This is a genomic window from Rhodococcus sp. IEGM 1307, assembly GCF_030056915.1.
Lineage (GTDB): Bacteria > Actinomycetota > Actinomycetes > Mycobacteriales > Mycobacteriaceae > Rhodococcus_F > Rhodococcus_F opacus_D.
Genome location: NZ_JASHKW010000001.1, coordinates 291,352 through 309,894 on the forward strand (window position 1 = coordinate 291,352; position 18,543 = coordinate 309,894).

Sequence of the window (18,543 nt, forward strand, 5' to 3'; positions counted from 1 at the left end):
CCGTGAGTACTTGTTAACCGCGGGCGGTTAACAAGTACTCACGGGGCCGTCAGGCCACCTCGATGCTCGACTCGCTCGGCATCGTGCGGAACTCGGTGCCCTCGGGCGCCATGTCCGAGTAGCGGCCGTAGAAGATGCCGGTGGCCTCGTTCGCGATGATCGCCTGGTGGATGGGCACCGCGACCCGCGGTGCGACGGCGCGCAGGTAGTCGATGGCCTCGGAGATCTTCAGCCACGGCGCCGCGGCGGGCAGCGCCAGCACGTCGACCTTCTGCTCCGGAACGAACAGTGAGTCGCCCGGGTGCATCAGCCGGGCGGGGTTGCCGGCGTCGCCGAGCAGGAACGCCGTGTTGTCGATCACCGGGATGTCGGGGTGGATCACCGCGTGCCTCCCACCGGTGCCGGTGACGTGCACGTCGCCGATGTCGAACTCGTCGCCGGCGTGCACCCCCGTCCACGCGCCGCCGAGCTGGGCCGCGGTCTGCGGGTCCGAGTACAGCGCCGCGCCGGGGTTCGCCTCGACGAGGGCGGGCAGTCGTTGCTGGTCGACGTGGTCGGGGTGCTGGTGGGTGACCAGGATCGCGTCCAGTCCGGTGATGCCCTCGAATCCGTGGGAGAAGTTGCCCGGATCGAAGAGGATGGTGGAACCGTTCAACTCGACGAGGACGCAGCTGTGGCCGAAGTGAGTCAGTCGCATGAATTCGAGTATGCGCCTGCATGCATGGCTCGTCCCGCTCGTCCGATGCGAACCGCAGGCAGGTAGCCCGGTAAACTTCCGGGTGCCCGGTGTTCCACTCTGGGCTCGCGCACTACTACAAGGAGCAGCACGTGGCCCGTGTCGTCGTCGAAGTCATGCCCAAGGCCGAGATTCTCGACCCCCAGGGGCAGGCCATTGTCGGAGCGCTGCCGCGGCTCGGCTTCGCTGGAGTTTCCGATGTCCGTCAGGGCAAGCGGTTCGAGCTCGAGGTCGACGGCAGTGTCGACGACGCTCAGCTCGAGAAGATCGCCGAGGCCCTGCTGGCCAACACGGTGATCGAGGACTGGACCGTGAGGCGCGTCGAAGCATGAGCGCCCGCGTCGGAGTCATCACTTTCCCCGGCACCCTCGACGACGTCGACGCCGCCCGCGCGGTGACCCTCGCCGGCGGCGAGGCCGTGAGCCTGTGGCACGGCGACGCCGACCTCAAGGGTGTCGACGCCGTCATCGTCCCCGGTGGCTTCTCCTACGGCGACTACCTGCGGTGCGGCGCCATCGCACGGTTCGCGCCCGTCATGGGCAAGGTCGTGCAGGCCGCGCAGGGCGGCATGCCCGTCCTCGGTATCTGCAACGGCTTCCAGGTTCTGTGCGAAGCGGGCCTCCTGCCCGGCGCGCTCACCCGCAACGAGGGCCTGCACTTCATCTGCCGCGACGAGTGGCTGAAGGTCGAGGCCACGTCGACGGCGTGGACGTCCCGCTACGAGTCGGGTGCCGAGATCCTGGTCCCGCTCAAGTCCGGCGAGGGCCGCTACCAGGCGTCGGAGAACGTCCTCGACGAACTCGAGGGCGAGGGCCGCGTCGTGTTCCGCTACGTCGGCGACAACCCGAACGGTTCGCAGCGCGGTATCGCAGGCATCTCCTCGGCCAACGGCCGCGTCGTGGGCCTCATGCCGCACCCCGAGCACGCCACCGAGGCCCTCACCGGCCCCAGCGACGACGGGCTCGGCATGTTTTACTCCGTCCTCGACAGCGTCATCTCCGCCTGAGCCGACCGGCACCGTGTGTGGCCGCAGGCCTGCACGGTGCCGGATCAGACGGCGACGGTTCCCTCGCCGTGCTGGGTGATCCCGCGGCGTTCGGACGCGGTGAGCCCGCCCCAGATTCCGAACGGTTCGGTCACGCTCAGGGCGTGGTCGCGGCATTCGACGAGAACGGGGCAGCGACGGCAGATCGCTTTCGCGCGACGTTCACGGTTGCTGCGGGCGTTACCCCGCTCGCCGTCGGGATGAAAGAACACGGACGATTCGACGCCGCGGCACAGGGCGTGGATCTGCCAGTCCCAGGCCTCGGTGTTGGGGCTGGGAAGGCGAGTGGATGACGGCATGTCGGCTCCCTCGGAGTGTCGTCGGCACTGAAAAGCGTTGTGGCACAATATCGATATCTACTTGACGGCGCGGATCACCACGATCTCTTCACGGGTCTGGCCGACCTCGATGAGCCCTCTCCGCTCGAGCATGCCTCTGCGTTCGACGAGGACCGGTCCGAAGGGGATCTCGGCGGTCGCGGCGATGTCGACCCGCATGTTCTGTTCCTCGAGCATCGTCAGAGTTTTCTCGACTCCGCTCAGGCTGGACTGCGCCAGCAGGAGGACGCCACCGGCGACGAGAACGTCGGGGGCCTGGCAGCAGATCCGATCGAGCAGTGCGCGACCGTTCTTGCCCGCGTCCCAGGCCCGCGCCGGACCGCGGTCGGGGACCGAGTCGACCAGTGCCGGCACGTATGGCGGGTTGGACACGACGACGTCGAACCGTTCCCCGCGAACCTGCTCGATGAGATCGCCGTGGATCACCCGGATCCGGTGCCCTCCGACAAGGGCATTGAGTCTGATGCTGATCGCCGCTCGCCTCGACACGTCCACCGCGGTCACCCGGCCCGCACCCGCGGCGGCGGCGCGCACGCTCAGCGCGCCGGTCCCCGCACAGAGGTCGAGCACCCGGGAATGGGGGCCGAGTGGCTCCGCCGCCAGGACGTCGGCCAGCAACTGCGTATCGTGTTGCGGGCGATAGACTCCGGGAAGACGTAGCAGCATCGAAGACTCCTCGGTCGCCGGTCGCATCGTGGTGCGTCCACGGCATTCCCCTGCGGGCTCACCGTGGACGCCGTGCGTCTGATTACCTCACAGTTACCCCGGTCGACGCAGGGTCAATCACGCCGATGCGCTCCGACCGCCGTGGCACGGGTCGGAAGTCGCGCAGATTCCGGGGTGAGCTGGCACGATCGAGGGGGTGACGTACACCGAGCAGTTGCGTGACCTCGCGGCCCGGCACGGGGTGGCGACGTCGTACCGGGGTTGGGATCAGCAGCGCCACGACGTCCGTGACGACACACTCCGCAGCGTCCTCGCAGCCCTGGACGTTCCCGCCGCAACGGAGGACGAGGTGCGGCGCGCCCTCTCCGAATGCGACGCGGCACCGTGGCGACGGATGCTGCCGCCCGTCGTCGTCGGCAGGGAAGGGTCCGAGACCCGTCTCGTGGTCCACGTTCCGCACGGCGAGGCGGTGGACGTCACGATCGACACGGAGTCCGGCGGGACGGTCCCGGCACGCCAACTCCAGGTGTGGGTCGATCCGCGGGAGGTCGACGGCGCCCTGGTCGGCCGCGCGACGTTCGTCGTTCCCTCCGACGTTCCGTGCGGGTGGCACGCGGTGCGGGCGTCCACCTCGCACACGTCGTCGTCGTGCACGCTCGTGGTGACGCCGGCACGATTGTCGACGTCCGACGCGCTGAGCGACCGCCGACGCTGGGGTGTGCTGACGCAGTTGTACTCGATCCGGTCGCGTCGGTCGTGGGGTGTCGGGGACTTCGGCGACCTCGCGGATCTCGCCTCGATCTTCGGGTCCGTTCACGGCGCCGACTACGTGCTGGTCAATCCGCTGCACGCCGCGCAGCCCCGGCCACCGATCGAGGCGTCGCCGTACCTGCCGACCACCCGCCGCTACGTCAACCCGATGTACATCCGTGTCGAGAACATCCCGGAGACTGCGTACCTCTCGACGCGACGCCATGCGCGGATGCGCGACGCCGCAGCGCGATTCGAGCGGGCGAACGACCGGTCCGACCGGATCGACCGCAACCCGTCGTACCGGGCCAAACTCCGGGTGCTCGAACAAGTCTTCCGGATCGAGCGCAGCCCGAGCAGGCAGCACGCGTTCGAGGAGTTCTGCCGCGTCGAGGGCGACGGACTGCGGGACTTCGCGACCTGGTGCGCGCTCACCGAGAAACTGCCGCCCGACGACCCGCGATGGACGACGAAGGCCGGTGCGCCCGACAGCGACTGGGTGCAGGCGCAGCGGCGCAAGCTCGCGCCGCGAATCGAATTCTACTCGTGGCTGCAATGGGTATGCGACGAGCAGCTTTCCGACGCCCAGGACGCGGCGAGGGCGGCAGGCATGGACATCGGGATCGTGCACGATCTGGCGGTCGGGGTCCAGCGCGGGGGTGCGGACGCGTGGTCGCTGGGAACGGCCCTGGCAGAGGGCATTACCGTCGGTGCGCCTCCCGACGACTTCAATCAGCAGGGTCAGCAATGGAATCAGCCGCCCTGGCGACCGGATCGGCTGGCCGAACTGGGGTACGCCCCGTACCGCGACATGCTGCGCACCGTGCTGAAGCACGCGGGTGGGTTGCGGGTCGATCACATCCTGGGGTTGTTCCGGCTGTGGTGGATCCCCGCCGCCGCGGAGTCGCCTGCGGACGGAACGTACGTCTCCTACGACCACGAGGCTCTCGTCGGGATCCTCGCGCTCGAGGCCGAGCGGGCGGGCGCCGTGGTGATCGGTGAGGACCTCGGGGTTTTCGAACCCGAGGTCCAGGACTACCTCGCCGAGCGCGGGATCCTGGGGACGTCGATCCTGTGGTTCGAGCACGACGGCGAGCGTCCGACACCGCCGGAGCGGTACCGGACCCTGTGCCTGACATCCGTTACCACGCACGATCTTCCGCCGACCGCCGGATACCTGGCCGGCGAACACATCGAATTGCGCTCGCGGCTCGGGCTCCTCGAACGCGACCTCGAACTCGAGAAGGAACACGACACCCGGCAGCGTGAGGCCGTACTGCAATTGGCGCGCGACCGCGGACTGCTGGTCGACGACGCGTCGATACCCGACACCGTGAAGGCGCTGTACCGGCTGATCAACCGCAGCCCGTCGTTGCTGACGGGTGTCGCGCTCGCCGATCTGGTGGGGGAGTACCGCGTCCAGAATCAGCCGGGCACCGACGAGACCCAGTATTCGAACTGGAAGATTCCCCTCGCCGACGCGTCGGGGCGTGCCGTCCACGTCGAGGACCTGGCGGACGGCGATTTCGGGTTCGTGAGCGGCGCCCGCTGATCCCGGTCGTCAGGGTGCGAGGGCGCGCATCGCCAGGTCGACGACGGCGTCCGCGTGGTCGTGGGTGAGGGGATGCGCTCCGCTCTGCCAGCGGTAGAACATCGGCGCCATGAACAACTCGAACGCGAGGGCGAGGTCGATGTCGGGCCGCACCTCCCCGGCGTCCTGCGCGGAGCGGAACCGCGCCGCGACGAACTCGAATTGCGGCCGGTAGATCCGCTCGACGATCTGTTCCTGCAGTGTGGGATCCTGCAGCGATTCGATGGCCAGCGCCCGGAACAGCGGTTCGAAGTCGGGTGAGGTGAACTCGTCGACCGTGGCCCGCAGGACCAGCCGCATGTCGGCGGCGAGGTCGCCGGTGTCCGGCAGGGCCATGGCCTCCTGTGCCCCGGCCGCGTTCTGTTCGTGGAGGGCGTCCACGACGAGTGCGCCCTTGGATCGCCACCACCGGTAGATGGTCTGTTTCCCGACCTTGGCGCGCGCGGCGATGCCTTCGATGCTGATCTTCCCGTAGGGCTGTTCGCGGATCAGTTCCTGCGTGGCCTGCAGGATCGCGGCGCGGGACCGTTCGGAACGGCGGGGAGTGTCGGCGGACGGCATGAACGGATCGTAGACCAGACGAGACGTATCGTCTTGACTCGACTCGCGCCCCGTGTCACTCTTGAACGAGACGGACCGTTCCGTATTGGAGAGGATGAAGATGACCCGATCACACATCGCCATGGTCAGCATTCCGGCGCCCGGGCACGTCAACCCGAGCCTGGAGATTCTCCGCGAACTCGTCACGCGCGGTCACCGCGTGACGTACGCCAACGACGCCGCCGTGAAGGACGTCGTCGAGAGCACCGGAGCGGAATTCAAGGAGTACACCTCGACGTTGCCGCGCGTGAACACCGCAGGTGCGACGGAGGAGTCCGAGAAGTCCTGGGACGGCGACACCATCGATCAGCTCACTCTGTTCCAGGCCGAGTACGAGTCGATGCTGCCCCAATTGCGGGGGCTGTACGAGGACGACCGCCCCGACCTGTTCCTGTACGACATCGCGGGAGGACCCGCCCGCGTCCTCGCCGAGGAATGGGGCGTGCCGATCGTGCAATTGTCGCCGACGTACGTGGCGTGGGAGGGCTACGAGGACGACATGAAGTCGTTCGTGGACACGATGCGGGCCGACCCACGCGGGGCGGCACTGTACGAGCGGCAGGGGAAGTTGCTGCGGGGCAACGGTGTCGAGACGGACCCGGACGAGTTCTACGGGCGCCCGGCGCGGGCGGTCGTGCTGATCGCTAAATCGATGCAGCCCAACGCCGATCGGGTGAACGAGGACGTCTACACGTTCGTCGGACCGGCTCTGCCCACCCGGCGCCTCGCCGACGGCCGGTGGCAGCGCCCGGCAGGCGCGGGGAAGGTGCTGCTCGTCTCGCTCGGCACCGCGTTCACCGATCACGCCGACTTCTACCGGCGCTGCATCGAGGCGTTCGGTGACCTCGACGGCTGGCACGTCGTCCTGCAGATCGGGCAGCACGTCGACGTCGCCGAACTCGGGACCGTGCCCGGCAACGTCGAGGTCCACCGGTGGGTGCCCCAATTCGACATCCTCGGGCAGGCCGACGCGTTCCTCACCCACGCCGGCATGGGCGGCTCCAGTGAGGGAATGTTCACGGGAACGCCGATGATCGCCGCGCCGCAGGCCACCGACCAGTTCGAGAACGCCGACGCGCTCGTCGCCGCGGGAGTCGCGGTGCGAGTGGACAGTGCGGACGTGTCGGCAGCCGAGTTGCGGGACGCCCTCGCGCACGTCGACGCCGAGCCGGTCCGGCGCCGCAGCGCGGAGCTTGCCGCCGAGTTGCGTTCTGCGGGTGGAGTGGACGCCGCCGTGAGGGTGATCGAGGAGTTCCTCTGACGCCGCGAAACCTGTCGGTGGCCACGTCTACTCTGCGGGCATGGCACTCACACTCGGCATGATCACGTTCGACACCACGGATCCGGGGCCCCTCGCGAAATGGTGGGCGAAGCAGACGGCGGGCACGATCGAGCAGGAGAACGACGGCTGGTTCTACGTCGTCGCCCTTCCGGATTCCGCGCAGAAGCTGGCGTTCCAGAAGGTCGCCGACCCCACCCCAGGGAAGAACCGCATCCACCTCGACCTGGCGTCCGACGACCTCGACGGCGAGGTGGGCAGGCTCAGTGCCGAGGGCGCGACGGAGGTCGCGCAGCACGAGATGGGCGATTTCCGGTGGGTCACGCTCGCCGATCCCGACGGCAACCAGTTCTGCGTCTCGGGTCCCCACACGTGACAGCGGGTCCTGCATGATTGACCCCATGCCTTCCACTACGTGGGCCGACGCCCAGGGACTCTGCACCTTCGTCGATGCATCACCGTCGCCGTTCCATGTGTGTGCGACGGTGTCGATGTTGCTGACCGGCAACGGTTTCACCCAGTTGCACGAGACCGACTCGTGGCCCGGCGAGCCCGGCCGATACTTCCTGGTGCGCGGCGGATCCCTGATCGCGTGGAGTACCGAAGGGCTGGGCCGGACGGCGCCGTTCCGCATCGTCGGCGGGCACACCGACAGCCCGAACCTGCGTGTCAAGCAGCACCCCGACCTGTCGTCGGCAGGGTGGCAGCTGGTGGGTCTCGAACCGTACGGCGGCGCGTGGCTCAACTCGTGGCTCGACCGCGACCTGGGCATCTCCGGGCGGCTGAGCGTGCGGGCCGGCAACGCGGTCGAGGAGAAACTCGTCCGCGTCGACGAACCGATCCTGCGCGTGCCGCAGCTGGCGATCCACTTGTCCGAGGACCGCAAGGGCGTCCACCTCGATCCGCAGCGCCACCTCAACGGGGTGTGGGGCGTGGGGTCCGAACGCCGCTCGTTCATCGACTTCGTGGCCGACCGGGCGGAGGTGCCCGCCGACGCGGTGCTCGGGTGGGAACTGATGACCCACGATCTCGCGCCCAGCGCCCTCGTCGGAACCGAACAGGACCTCGTCAGCGCGCCGCGACTCGACAACCAGGGCACCTGCTACGCGGGCACCCAGGCGTTGCTGGCGGCGGCCGAGAACCCCGGTGACCGGGTGCCGGTGCTCGCGCTGTTCGACCACGAGGAGGTGGGGAGCATGTCCGATCGGGGCGCGTTCTCCGATCTGCTGAGCACCGTGCTCGAGCGCATCGTCCTCGGCCGTGGCGGTGGTCGCGAAGAATTCCTGCAGACGATCGCCGGTTCGATCTGCGCGTCCGGGGACATGGCGCACGCCACGCACCCCAACTACCCGGAGCGGCACGAGCCCGCACACCACATCGCCGTCAACGGGGGGCCGGTGCTCAAGGTCAACCAGAACCTGCGCTACGCCACCGACTCGGCCGGAGCCGGCGCGTTCGCCCTCGCCTGCGACCAGGCCGGCGTTCCGCTGCAACGGTACGTGCACCGGGCCGATCTGCCGTGCGGTTCGACCATCGGCCCGATCACCGCGTCCAGGACCGGGCTGAGCACCGTCGACGTGGGCGCCGCGCAGCTCGGAATGCATTCGTCGCGGGAGCTGATGGGCGCCCGCGACGTGCGTGCCTACTCCGACGCGCTTGCGGCCTTCCTCACACCGACGGCGTGAGGGAAGCGGGGCGAGGAGCGCCAGGTCGGTACCGGAACGAGCCGCCGGATAGACTGACGTACGGCTCGTCGCCACCCGGCTTGCGCCGACCGTGACTCCCGGCTTGCCTCTCTTGACTCCCGTAGGGAAGGGACCCCACCTCCAGTGTCAGCACACCCGGTCGACACCGTCACCGCCGCCACCGCGACCCCCGACGTCGCACAGCCCTTCAAGGAACTGGGGCTGAAGGACGACGAGTACGCCCGCATCAAGGAGATCCTGGGCCGCCGCCCCACCGAGGCCGAGCTCGCGATGTACTCGGTGATGTGGAGCGAGCACTGCTCCTACAAGTCGTCCAAGGTGCACCTGAAGTACTTCGGTGAGACCACGACCGACGAGATGCGTTCCTCGATGCTCGCGGGCATCGGCGAGAACGCCGGCGTCGTCGACATCGGCGACGGCTGGGCCGTCACGTTCAAGGTCGAGAGCCACAACCACCCCTCCTACGTGGAGCCCTACCAGGGTGCGGCCACCGGCGTCGGCGGCATCGTCCGCGACATCATGGCCATGGGTGCACGGCCCATCGCCGTCATGGACCAGCTGCGCTTCGGTGCGGCGGACGCCCCCGACACCCGACGCGTCGTCGACGGTGTGGTGCGCGGTGTCGGCGGCTACGGCAACTCGCTCGGCCTCCCCAACGTCGGCGGCGAGACCGTGTTCGACGCGTCGTACGCCGGTAACCCCCTGGTCAACGCCCTGTGCGCCGGCGCGATGCGCGTCGAGGACCTGCACCTCGCGTTCGCATCCGGTGCCGGCAACAAGATCATCCTGTTCGGTGCGCGCACCGGCCTCGACGGCATCGGCGGCGTGTCCGTCCTCGCGTCGGAGACGTTCGACGGTGACGAAAGTGGAACCGGACGTAAGAAGCTGCCCGCCGTGCAGGTGGGCGATCCGTTCACCGAGAAGGTGCTCATCGAGTGCTGTCTCGAGCTGTACGCCGCGAAGCTGGTGGTCGGTATCCAGGACCTCGGCGGCGCCGGCCTGTCCTGCGCCACGTCCGAGCTCGCCGCGGCCGGCGACGGCGGCATGCACATCAACCTCGAGCAGGTCCCGATGCGGGCCACCGGCATGACCGCGGCCGAGGTGCTGTCCAGCGAGTCCCAGGAACGCATGTGCGCGGTCGTCACCCCCGACAACGTCGACGCGTTCATGGAGGTCTGCAAGAAGTGGGACGTCCTCGCCACCGTCATCGGTGAGGTCACCGACGGCGAGCGGCTCACCATCTCCTGGCACGGCGAGACCGTCGTCGACGTGCCGCCGCGCACCGTCGCCCACGAGGGCCCGGTGTACGAGCGCCCCGTGCAGCGTCCCGCGAGCCAGGACGCCCTCGTCGCCAACACCACCGCCGGACTGACGCGTCCCGAATCGGCCGACGAACTGAAGGCGACCCTGCTGAAGATGCTCGCGTCCCCGGCGCTGTGCAGCCGCAAGTGGATCACCGAGCAGTACGACCGCTACGTGCGCGGCAACACCGTCCTGGCCGAGAACGCCGACTCGGGCGTGATCCGCGTCGACGAGAAGACGGGCCGCGGCATCGCGCTCGCCACCGACGCGTCCGGCCGCTACACCGCGCTCGACCCGTACGCCGGCGCCCAGCTGGCGCTCGCCGAGGCCTTCCGCAACGTCGCCGTCACCGGCGCGACCCCGAAGGCCGTCAGCAACTGCCTGAACTTCGGGTCCCCCGAGGATCCCGGCGTCATGTGGCAGTTCCAGCAGGCCGTCCGCGGTCTGGCGGACGGCTGCGCGAAGCTCGGCATCCCCGTCACCGGCGGCAACGTCAGCTTCTACAACCAGACCGGGTCGACCCCGATCCTGCCCACCCCGGTGGTGGCCGTGCTCGGCGTCATCGACGACGTGCACCGTCGCATCCCTACCGGTCTCGGACTGGAACCGGGCGAAACGCTGATCCTGCTCGGCGACACCCGCGACGAGTTCGACGGGTCCATCTGGTCGCAGGTCGAGCACGGCCACCTCGGCGGCGTGCCACCGAAGGTCGACCTCGAGCGGGAGCAGTTGCTGGCCGACATCCTCCTCGCGGCGTCCCGCGACGGGCTGGTGTCCGCGGCGCACGACCTGTCCGAAGGCGGTCTCGCGCAGACCGTCGTCGAGGCCGCGCTGGCCGGGGAGACGGGCTGCCGCATCCTGCTTCCCGACGACGCCGATCCGTTCGTCACCCTGTTCTCCGAGTCGTCGGGCCGCGTGCTCGTCGCGGTCCCGCGCACCGAGGAAACTCGCTTTACCGGTATGTGCACGGCCCGTAATCTCCCGTGGGTGCGCATCGGTGTGGTGGACGAGGGGTCCGATTCCGTCGAGGTCCAGGGCCAGTTCTCGGTCTCGCTGGCCGAGCTGCGCACGACGTTCGAGGGAACTCTGCCGGCATTGTTCGGGTGATGGATGGTCGAATCGGGGGCATTGGAGAGGGTTGACCGGGGGCCGCGGGAATTCTCGCGGCTGGTTGATCCTGCACTCCTCCACGGTCCCCGACTCGACCGGACCTGGCGTTTCCTTCGGCTCGACTTCACCGGCATCGCGTTCGCGACGCTGTTCTTCTGCTGGTCGCTGACGCCGTCGCTGCTGCCCCGCGACTGGCTGTTCCAGGGGCTGATCGGCGGCATCAACGCCGCGATCGGTTACACGGTGGGAACGGCGATCGGCTGGCTGGTACGTCGCTACTTCCTGCGGCACCGGTCGTGGTGGCCGTTGCCGGAACCGTGGTCCACCGGCCTGCGCGTCGTCGTGACGGTGACGTGCGTGGTCGTGAGTCTCGTGATGCTCGCGTACTCCGCGGCATGGCAGCGTGAGATCGCCGCGCTGATGGGGGCGGAGGGCACCACCACCACCGGCTACATCCGCACGGGCGGTCTGAGTCTGCTCGTGGGCGCCGCGATCATCTCGGTGTGGCGGCTGCTGCGCGAACTGGTGCGGTGGATCGCGGCACGACTCATCCGGCGGTGGCACCTCGCGATCCCGACGGCCACCACCGTCGGCATCCTCATCGTGACGGTGTTGTTCTTCCTGCTCGTCGACGGTGTTCTGATGCGCGGCATCTACGCCGCCACGAATGCGGCGTTCAGCCTGCAGAATTCGACCACCCGCGACGGCGTCGAGCAACCACTCGCCCCGGAGAAGTCGGGGAGCCCCGAGTCGCTGGCGCCCTGGGACACCCTCGGGTACGAGGGCCGGAACTTCGTGTCCCGAGGGCTCGACGCCGACGAGCTCACGGCGGCCAACGGCACCCCGGCCAAGGACCCCATCCGGGTCTACGCCGGACTGGAGACCGCCGAGGACCCGGACGCGCGCATGGACGTCGTCATCGACGAACTCGAGCGGACCGGCGCGTTCTCGCGCAAGGTCCTCGTCGTCGTCCCCACCACCGGCACCGGTTGGGTCAATCCGACTGCGGCGCAGGCGATCGAGTTGGTCCACAACGGTGACACGGCGCTGGTCGCCAGCCAGTACTCGTTCCTGCCGAGTTGGATCTCGTTCCTCGCCGACCGTGAGAAGGCCGCGGAGGCGGGGAAGAAACTGATCGGTCGTGTGCACGAGCGGTGGTTGCAGGAACCCGAGGCGACGCGCCCCAAACTGCTGGTCTACGGCGAAAGTCTCGGCACCCAGGCGGGGGAGGGCGCCTTCGACACGCTGAGCGATATCCGGCAGACCGTCGACGGCGTGTTGTGGGTCGGGCCGCCCAACTCGAACCGGCTGTGGGGACAGCTGATCCAGCGCCGCGACCCCGGCACTCCCGAGGTCGCCCCCGAGTACTCGGCGGGTCTGGTGGTGCGGTTCGCCGACGACTCCGCCGACATGGTGGAGGAAACCGGCGAATGGCTGTCACCGCGCATCCTGTACGTGCAGCACCCGTCCGATCCCGTCGTGTGGTGGTCGCCCGACCTGGCGTTCACCCGCCCCGACTGGTTGAAGGAACCACCGGGCGAGGATCGTTCGCCGTCGATGAAATGGTTTCCGTTCGTGACGTTCTGGCAGGTCTCCGCCGACCTCACCAACGCCGCCGGCGTGCCGGACGGGCACGGCCACAATTACGGGACTCTCGTCCTCGACGGCTGGATCACGGTCGCCCAGCCCGACGGATGGACGCCCGTCGACACCGAACGCGTCCGGTCCACTCTCGAATCCCTCTCCGGGACAGAGGGCCCGGAGAAGTGAGCAGGGTCGCCTCCGTTGCCGGCGCGGCGGCGGCCGTGCTGTGGAGCAACGTGGTGCTGCCCGGTTCGGGGCTCGGCCCGTACGGGCGGGCGGTCGCGGGAGGCGCGGTCGGGCTGTCGGTCGTGGGAGCAGCACGCGCCGCGGGCTATGGCGTCGACGAACTCGGCCTGTCCGCGTCGAAGGCCCGGTCCGGGTTGCGGTACGGCGGCCTGGCGTCGGTGATCCCGCTCGCCGGGTACGCGATCACGCTGAGTGTGCCCGCACTGCGCAGGCGTGTGCCGACCGGCGACGGCGTCACCGATTTCGCCGGCTGGGTGGGGTTCCGGATTCCGGTAGGGACCGTGGCGCACGAGGAACTGCTGTTCCGCAGCGTCTTGTCCGCGATGCTGCGACGGGCCTGGACGCCTGCGACGGCCAACGTCCTGCACGCCGCCACGTTCGGGCTGTGGCACGTGCGCGCGGCCCGGATCGCCGGCGACGGCGTCGCCGCGAGCGTGCTGCTCACCGGCTCCTCGGCGTGGCTGTTCGAGTGGTTGCGTCGACGCAGCGGCAGCGTCGTAGCCCCTGCACTGCTGCACCTTTCGGTCAACGTCGGTGGGGCGGTGGCCGCCGAACTCGCGCGGGCCCGCACAGTAGATTGAGCGTATGCCGCCGCGCCGAGCCGTAGATCCCGCCGAACTGAGAGCCGCCGTACTCGAGGTCGGCCCGTGGCTGCGCGGCGATTCCGAGGAGAAACCGTCCCGCAGCCAGCTGGCCGCGGCGGTCCGGCTCAGCGCGCGGACGCTCGAGCAGGTCGCGCCCGGTTCGAGCGTGGAGGTGCGGGTTCCGCCGTTCGTCGCGGTCCAGTGCATCGAGGGGCCGCGGCACACCCGCGGCACCCCGCCCAACGTCGTGGAGACCGACCCCCGGACGTGGCTGCTGATGGTGACGGGACTGCTGGAGTTCGACAGTGCGACCGCCGACGGCGGAGTGTCGGTGTCGGGGAGTCGCGCCGGGGAGATCGCCCACTGGCTGCCGCTGCTGCGCGTGTAGTCAGCCCAGCCACAACGCGCGGGTGCGGGGCAGGCCGCTCGACCCGTCGTCGGACGGGCGCACGGCCAGCACCTGATGGATCGTCAGCCGGCCCTTCTCCTCGAACCCCAGGGCGCTGGCCGCGAGGTACAGCAACCAGGTGCGGGCCCGCTCCGCGCCGGCGAGCCGGATCGCGTCGTCCCAGGAGTCGCGGAGTCTGCCCACCCACGCCCGCGGGGTGAGTGCGTAGTGCTCCCGGAGGGCCTCGACGTCGCGCACCTCGAGTCCGGCGCGCTCGAAGGCGTCGAGCGTTCTGCTCAGCGGCAGCACCTCGCCGTCCGGGAAGATGTAGTTCTCGATCAACCCCGACGAGTTGCCGGTGCCGGTCAGCGACCGGACCGAGGCGATCGCATGATTGAGCAGCCGGCCTTCGGGACGGAGAAGGTCGAGCAGGTGCTGCGCATACTCCGGCAGCGCGGAGTCGCCGACGTGTTCGGACATGCCGATGCTGGAGATCGCGTCGAACGGACCGTCGACGACGTCGCGGTAGTCCTGCACGCGGATCTCGATCAGATCCGACAGCCCGGCCTCGGAGACCCTCGCCTGTGCCCATTCGGCCTGTTCGTGGCTGAGGGTGACCCCGACGACGGACACGTCGTACTTCTCGGCGGCGTGGATCGCCAGCGACCCCCAACCGCAGCCCACGTCCAGCAGTCGCATGCCCGACTGGAGACCGAGCTTGCGGCAGACCAGGTCCAGCTTCTCGTTCTGCGCTTCTTCCAGCGTCCCGATCGCATCGCGGTCGTCGGATCGCTGGTCCCAGTAGCCGCACGAGTAGACCATCGTCGGACCGAGGAACAGGCGGTAGAAATCGTTGCCGACGTCGTAGTGATGTGAGACCGAGGACGCGTCGCGCGCCTTGCTGTGCTTGGCACCGCGGCGCCGGGCCACCTCCACCGACGGCGGTGTCGGCCGGAGTCCGAGGCCGCCGAGCCGGACGAACGTCGCCAGCGACTTCAGGACGGTGCCGCGGTCGGATCCGCGGACGCTGAGGGTGCCCAGCCGGTCGACGAGGTCCGGAAGCGTCAGCAGCCGGAAGGCGTCGCCCTCGATCTCGAGGTCACCGGACACGTAGGCCCGGACGAGACCGAGTTCGTTCGGCGACCACAGCACCGTCCGGACGGCCCGGCGGTTGCGGAAGACGACGGTGACGTCGGAGTCGGGGCCTGCCTCCGAGCCGTCCCAGCATCGGACGTGCACGGGAATGGGGATGCCCATCGCACCTTCGAACGCGCTGAGCAGGCGTTCTGCGGCGGTCGGTGCCGTGCTGCGGACGTTCATCGGACAAGCCCCCGCTCTGTGGTTCGAGGATGCTGATCGGTACCGAAACCAATCTATTTTCGGCTGTCCGTCCGGGAGTTGGGCCGGTCCGATCGGCACCGTGGGCGAAGCGGCGGCGCAGGGCACGTAGACTGACCTTGCCCCTCACACGCCCATCCCCAGGGAGCACCCCGGTGACCAGAGCCGATCTGTCGGTCCATAGTCCTAATCTTCTCTCTTCGAACCCGTCCGACGAGGACGAGAACGAGCCCCGCGAGGAATGCGGAGTCTTCGGCGTCTGGGCGCCGGGAGAGGATGTGGCGAAACTCACCTACTACGGACTTTATGCGCTGCAGCACCGTGGGCAGGAAGCGGCGGGCATCGCCGTCGCCGACGGTTCGCAGGTGCTGGTCTTCAAGGACCTCGGGTTGGTCAGCCAGGTGTTCGACGAGCAGACCCTGGCAGCGATGCCGGGCCACGTCGCCGTCGGTCACTGTCGCTACTCCACCACGGGCTCGACCACGTGGGAGAACGCGCAGCCGATCTTCCGCACCACCGCCGCGGGCAGCGGCATCGCCCTCGGCCACAACGGCAACCTCGTCAACACGGCGGAGCTGGCGCAGCGCGCCCGTGAAGCCGGACTGGTCAACGACAAGCGCCCCGGCGGCGCCACGTCCGACTCGGACGTCGTCGGCGCCCTCCTCGCGCACGCCGCCGCCGACAGCACCATCGAGCAGGCGGCCATGAAGCTCCTGCCGACACTGCGCGGCGCGTTCTGCCTCACCTTCATGGACGAGCACACGCTCTACGCGGCCCGAGACCCGCACGGCATCCGCCCGCTGTGCCTCGGACGCCTGGACCGCGGCTGGGTCGTCGCCAGCGAGACGGCCGCACTCGACATCGTCGGCGCGTCCTTCGTCCGCGACATCGAGCCCGGCGAACTGCTCGCCATCGACGCCGACGGCGTCCGCTCCTCCCGCTTCGCGAACCCCGAGCCCAAGGGTTGCGTGTTCGAGTACGTGTACCTGGCCCGTCCGGACAGTGTCATCGCCGGACGTTCGGTGCATTCCACCCGCGTCGAGATCGGTCGTCGCCTCGCCACCGAGCACCCCGCCGAGGGTGACCTCGTCATCCCGGTCCCTGAATCGGGCACTCCGGCCGCGGTCGGTTACGCGCAGGGGTCGGGCATTCCGTACGGCCAGGGTCTGATGAAGAACGCCTACGTGGGCCGCACCTTCATCCAGCCGTCGCAGACGATCCGCCAGCTCGGTATCCGCCTCAAGCTCAACCCGCTCAAGGAAGTCATCCGCGGCAAGCGCCTCGTGGTGGTGGACGATTCGATCGTCCGCGGCAACACCCAGCGCGCGCTCATCCGGATGCTCCGCGAGGCCGGCGCACTGGAGATCCATGTCCGGATCGCATCGCCGCCGGTCAAGTGGCCCTGCTTCTACGGCATCGACTTCGCCTCCCCGGCCGAGTTGATCGCCAACGGTGCGGGCGGCGGCGGCGAGCCCGGCAGCTTCGACGAGATGCTCGAAGGGGTGCGCCGTTCCATCGGCGCCGACACCCTCGGCTACATCTCCACCGAAGGCATGATCGCCGCCACCGAGCAGCCTGCGTCGCGACTGTGCGCGGCCTGCTTCGACGGCACGTACCCCATCGCGCTCCCCACGGAGACGTCGATCGGAAAGAACGTTCTCGAGGGAATGCTCGAGAGCGCGGCAGGCGGTCCCGCGACGCGGGAGAACGACAACGCGAACGCCCTCAGTCGGCCGTAGGCCGGGATATCGGGATCCGGCCGGAGAACGTACTCCGGTACCGTAAGGACGCAATCACAGCACTCGATTGCCCGACCGACACGATTTTGACGAGCAACAGAAGGCTGGAGTAACAACCACATGACCGAGGATCCGACAAGTCGCCCTGGCGCGTCCTACGCCGCCGCAGGAGTGGACATCGCCGCAGGCGATCGGGCGGTGGAACTCTTCGCTCCCTTGGCCAAGCGCGCCAGCCGTCCCGAGGTTCTCGGTGGTCTCGGTGGATTCGCGGGTCTGTTCTCGCTCAAGGGTGACTACAAGGAGCCGCTGCTCGCGGCGTCCACGGACGGGGTGGGCACCAAGCTCGCCGTCGCTCAGGCACTCGACAAGCACGACACCGTCGGCCTGGACCTGGTCGCGATGGTCGTCGACGACCTCGTCGTCTGTGGTGCCGAGCCGCTGTTCCTGCAGGACTACATCGCCGTCGGGCGGGTCGTCCCGGAGCGTGTCGCCGAACTCGTCAGCGGCATCGCCGAAGGCTGCATCCAGGCCGGTTGCGCGCTGCTCGGTGGCGAGACGGCGGAGCACCCCGGTGTGATGGCGGACGGCGACTACGACCTGTCCGCGACCGGCGTCGGTGTGGTCGAAGCCGACCAGGTGCTGGGGCCCGACCGGGTCCGTCCCGGCGACGTCGTGATCGCCATGGGTTCGTCCGGACTGCATTCCAACGGTTACTCGCTGGCCCGCAAGGTTCTGCTCGAGATCGACCACATGAGCCTCACGGCGCACGTCGACGAGTTCGGCCGCACCCTGGGCGAGGAGATGCTCGAGCCCACAAAGATCTACGCCAAGGACTGCCTGGCCCTCGCCGCCGAGACGGACGTGCGCACGTTCTGCCACGTCACCGGCGGTGGACTGGCCAACAACCTCGCTCGGGTCATGCCGAAGGGTCTGGTCGCCGAACTCGACCGCGGCACGTGGAGCCCGGCTCCGATCTTCGCGATGATCGCGCAGCGCGGACGGGTGGAGCGGGCCGAGATGGAGCAGACGTTCAACATGGGCGTCGGCATGGTCGCGATCGTGGCGCCCGAGGACGTCGATCGTGCGCTGGCCGTCCTGACGGCGCGCCACATCGACTGCTGGACGCTGGGCAGCATCAAGAAGTCGCACGACGTGTCGGCGGAGCGCGCAATTCTCGCCGGCGATCACCCGAGGTTCTAGGGTCGGACGCCGTCTGTCGGAACGGGGCGAGCTAGTGGCCCCGACCGGCTGAAGATGTGGAAATGAGGGGGAGCCGGTATCGGCTCCCCCTCATTTCGTTGTCTTCAGATCTCAGCGCCGCCAGTCGTCGTCGTCCTCCCGGGAGTGACCCTCCCTGTCGGCACGCTGGTCAGCGAAGACCTCGTCCCGATGCGAGTTGGACGACCCACCTGAGAGCTCTCGTTGCAGGCTGTCAAAATCCGTGGTCGGTACGCTGTACTTCAGCTCGCGTGCAACCTTGGTCTGCTTTGCCTTAGCCCGGCCGCGGCCCATGGCTGACCCCCTCGCGCTTTCGCGGGGCG

Annotated in this window: 18 protein-coding genes; 12 read left to right on the forward strand and 6 right to left on the reverse strand. The window is 68.9% G+C overall.

The features are described 5' to 3' along the window. Positions 1-49 precede the first annotated feature (49 nt). Positions 50-697: an MBL fold metallo-hydrolase gene (locus tag QM841_RS01355; RefSeq protein ID WP_283330652.1), complete on the reverse strand. Its 648-nt coding sequence runs from the start codon at positions 695-697 to the stop codon at positions 50-52. A 131-nt stretch (positions 698-828) separates the two neighbouring features. Here QM841_RS01355 and purS point away from each other — a divergent pair, with 131 nt between their 5' ends. Both purS and purQ read left to right on the forward strand, forming a co-directional pair. Beyond that, entirely contained in the window at positions 829-1,068 is a 240-nt protein-coding gene (gene purS, locus QM841_RS01360) for a phosphoribosylformylglycinamidine synthase subunit PurS (RefSeq protein WP_005244409.1), read from the forward strand. Further along, entirely contained in the window at positions 1,065-1,742 is a 678-nt protein-coding gene (gene purQ, locus QM841_RS01365) for a phosphoribosylformylglycinamidine synthase subunit PurQ (RefSeq protein WP_009477892.1), read from the forward strand. The genes purS and purQ overlap by 4 nt, the downstream gene beginning before the upstream one ends. A 44-nt stretch (positions 1,743-1,786) precedes the next feature. On the opposite strand, the gene QM841_RS01370 is transcribed toward purQ, so the two are convergent. Together QM841_RS01370 and QM841_RS01375 are read right to left on the reverse strand one after the other, a co-directional pair. After that, positions 1,787-2,080 (reverse strand): WhiB family transcriptional regulator, encoded by a 294-nt coding sequence (locus QM841_RS01370; RefSeq protein ID WP_105412928.1) that lies wholly within the window; start codon positions 2,078-2,080, stop codon positions 1,787-1,789. 57 nt (positions 2,081-2,137) lie between these two features. Continuing rightward, positions 2,138-2,785, reverse strand: a complete 648-nt coding sequence (locus QM841_RS01375) for a HemK2/MTQ2 family protein methyltransferase (protein WP_280778734.1) — start codon at positions 2,783-2,785, stop codon at positions 2,138-2,140. A gap of 196 nt (positions 2,786-2,981) precedes the next feature. Here QM841_RS01375 and malQ point away from each other — a divergent pair, with 196 nt between their 5' ends. Continuing rightward, positions 2,982-5,087 (forward strand): 4-alpha-glucanotransferase, encoded by a 2,106-nt coding sequence (gene malQ / locus QM841_RS01380; protein WP_283330653.1) that lies wholly within the window; start codon positions 2,982-2,984, stop codon positions 5,085-5,087. A gap of 9 nt (positions 5,088-5,096) precedes the next feature. On the opposite strand, the gene QM841_RS01385 is transcribed toward malQ, so the two are convergent. After that, complete coding sequence (locus QM841_RS01385; RefSeq protein ID WP_283330654.1) at positions 5,097-5,687, reverse strand: TetR/AcrR family transcriptional regulator; 591 nt, start codon at positions 5,685-5,687, stop codon at positions 5,097-5,099. A 94-nt stretch (positions 5,688-5,781) separates the two neighbouring features. On the opposite strand from QM841_RS01385, the gene QM841_RS01390 reads away from it, so the two are divergent. The 7 genes from QM841_RS01390 to QM841_RS01420 all read left to right on the forward strand — a co-directional run bounded on the left by QM841_RS01390 (position 5,782) and on the right by QM841_RS01420 (position 13,925). Continuing rightward, positions 5,782-6,987 carry a macrolide family glycosyltransferase gene (locus tag QM841_RS01390; protein WP_502942693.1) on the forward strand — a complete coding sequence of 402 codons (1,206 nt, stop codon included), beginning with the start codon at positions 5,782-5,784 and terminating at the stop codon, positions 6,985-6,987. Positions 6,988-7,027: 40 nt separating this feature from the next. After that, complete coding sequence (locus QM841_RS01395; protein WP_283330656.1) at positions 7,028-7,381, forward strand: VOC family protein; 354 nt, start codon at positions 7,028-7,030, stop codon at positions 7,379-7,381. Positions 7,382-7,406: 25 nt separating this feature from the next. Continuing rightward, positions 7,407-8,690, forward strand: a complete 1,284-nt coding sequence (locus tag QM841_RS01400) for a M18 family aminopeptidase (protein ID WP_283330657.1) — start codon at positions 7,407-7,409, stop codon at positions 8,688-8,690. Between the two features lie 144 nt (positions 8,691-8,834). Next, a complete protein-coding gene (gene purL / locus QM841_RS01405; protein ID WP_061701188.1) occupies positions 8,835-11,120 on the forward strand; it encodes a phosphoribosylformylglycinamidine synthase subunit PurL in 2,286 nt (761 codons plus the stop codon). A gap of 3 nt (positions 11,121-11,123) precedes the next feature. After that, positions 11,124-12,893, forward strand: a complete 1,770-nt coding sequence (locus tag QM841_RS01410) for an alpha/beta hydrolase (RefSeq protein ID WP_283330658.1) — start codon at positions 11,124-11,126, stop codon at positions 12,891-12,893. After that, positions 12,890-13,534: a CPBP family intramembrane glutamic endopeptidase gene (locus QM841_RS01415; RefSeq protein ID WP_283330659.1), complete on the forward strand. Its 645-nt coding sequence runs from the start codon at positions 12,890-12,892 to the stop codon at positions 13,532-13,534. Before QM841_RS01410 ends, QM841_RS01415 begins: the two co-directional genes overlap by 4 nt. Before the next feature lie 4 nt (positions 13,535-13,538). Continuing rightward, on the forward strand, positions 13,539-13,925 hold the full coding sequence (locus QM841_RS01420; protein WP_283330660.1) for a sterol carrier family protein: 387 nt from the start codon (positions 13,539-13,541) through the stop codon (positions 13,923-13,925). On the opposite strand, the gene QM841_RS01425 is transcribed toward QM841_RS01420, so the two are convergent. Next, positions 13,926-15,245 (reverse strand): class I SAM-dependent methyltransferase, encoded by a 1,320-nt coding sequence (locus tag QM841_RS01425; protein ID WP_283330661.1) that lies wholly within the window; start codon positions 15,243-15,245, stop codon positions 13,926-13,928. It lies immediately after the preceding gene. A gap of 173 nt (positions 15,246-15,418) precedes the next feature. Here QM841_RS01425 and purF point away from each other — a divergent pair, with 173 nt between their 5' ends. After that, on the forward strand, positions 15,419-17,002 hold the full coding sequence (gene purF / locus QM841_RS01430; RefSeq protein ID WP_009477905.1) for an amidophosphoribosyltransferase: 1,584 nt from the start codon (positions 15,419-15,421) through the stop codon (positions 17,000-17,002). 120 nt (positions 17,003-17,122) lie between these two features. Beyond that, positions 17,123-18,202, forward strand: coding sequence for a phosphoribosylformylglycinamidine cyclo-ligase (purM, locus tag QM841_RS01435; protein ID WP_005244377.1), 1,080 nt, complete (start codon positions 17,123-17,125; stop codon positions 18,200-18,202). Between the two features lie 111 nt (positions 18,203-18,313). On the opposite strand, the gene QM841_RS01440 is transcribed toward purM, so the two are convergent. Then, on the reverse strand, positions 18,314-18,514 hold the full coding sequence (locus QM841_RS01440; RefSeq protein ID WP_005244376.1) for a DUF3073 domain-containing protein: 201 nt from the start codon (positions 18,512-18,514) through the stop codon (positions 18,314-18,316). Positions 18,515-18,543: the final 29 nt, after the last annotated feature.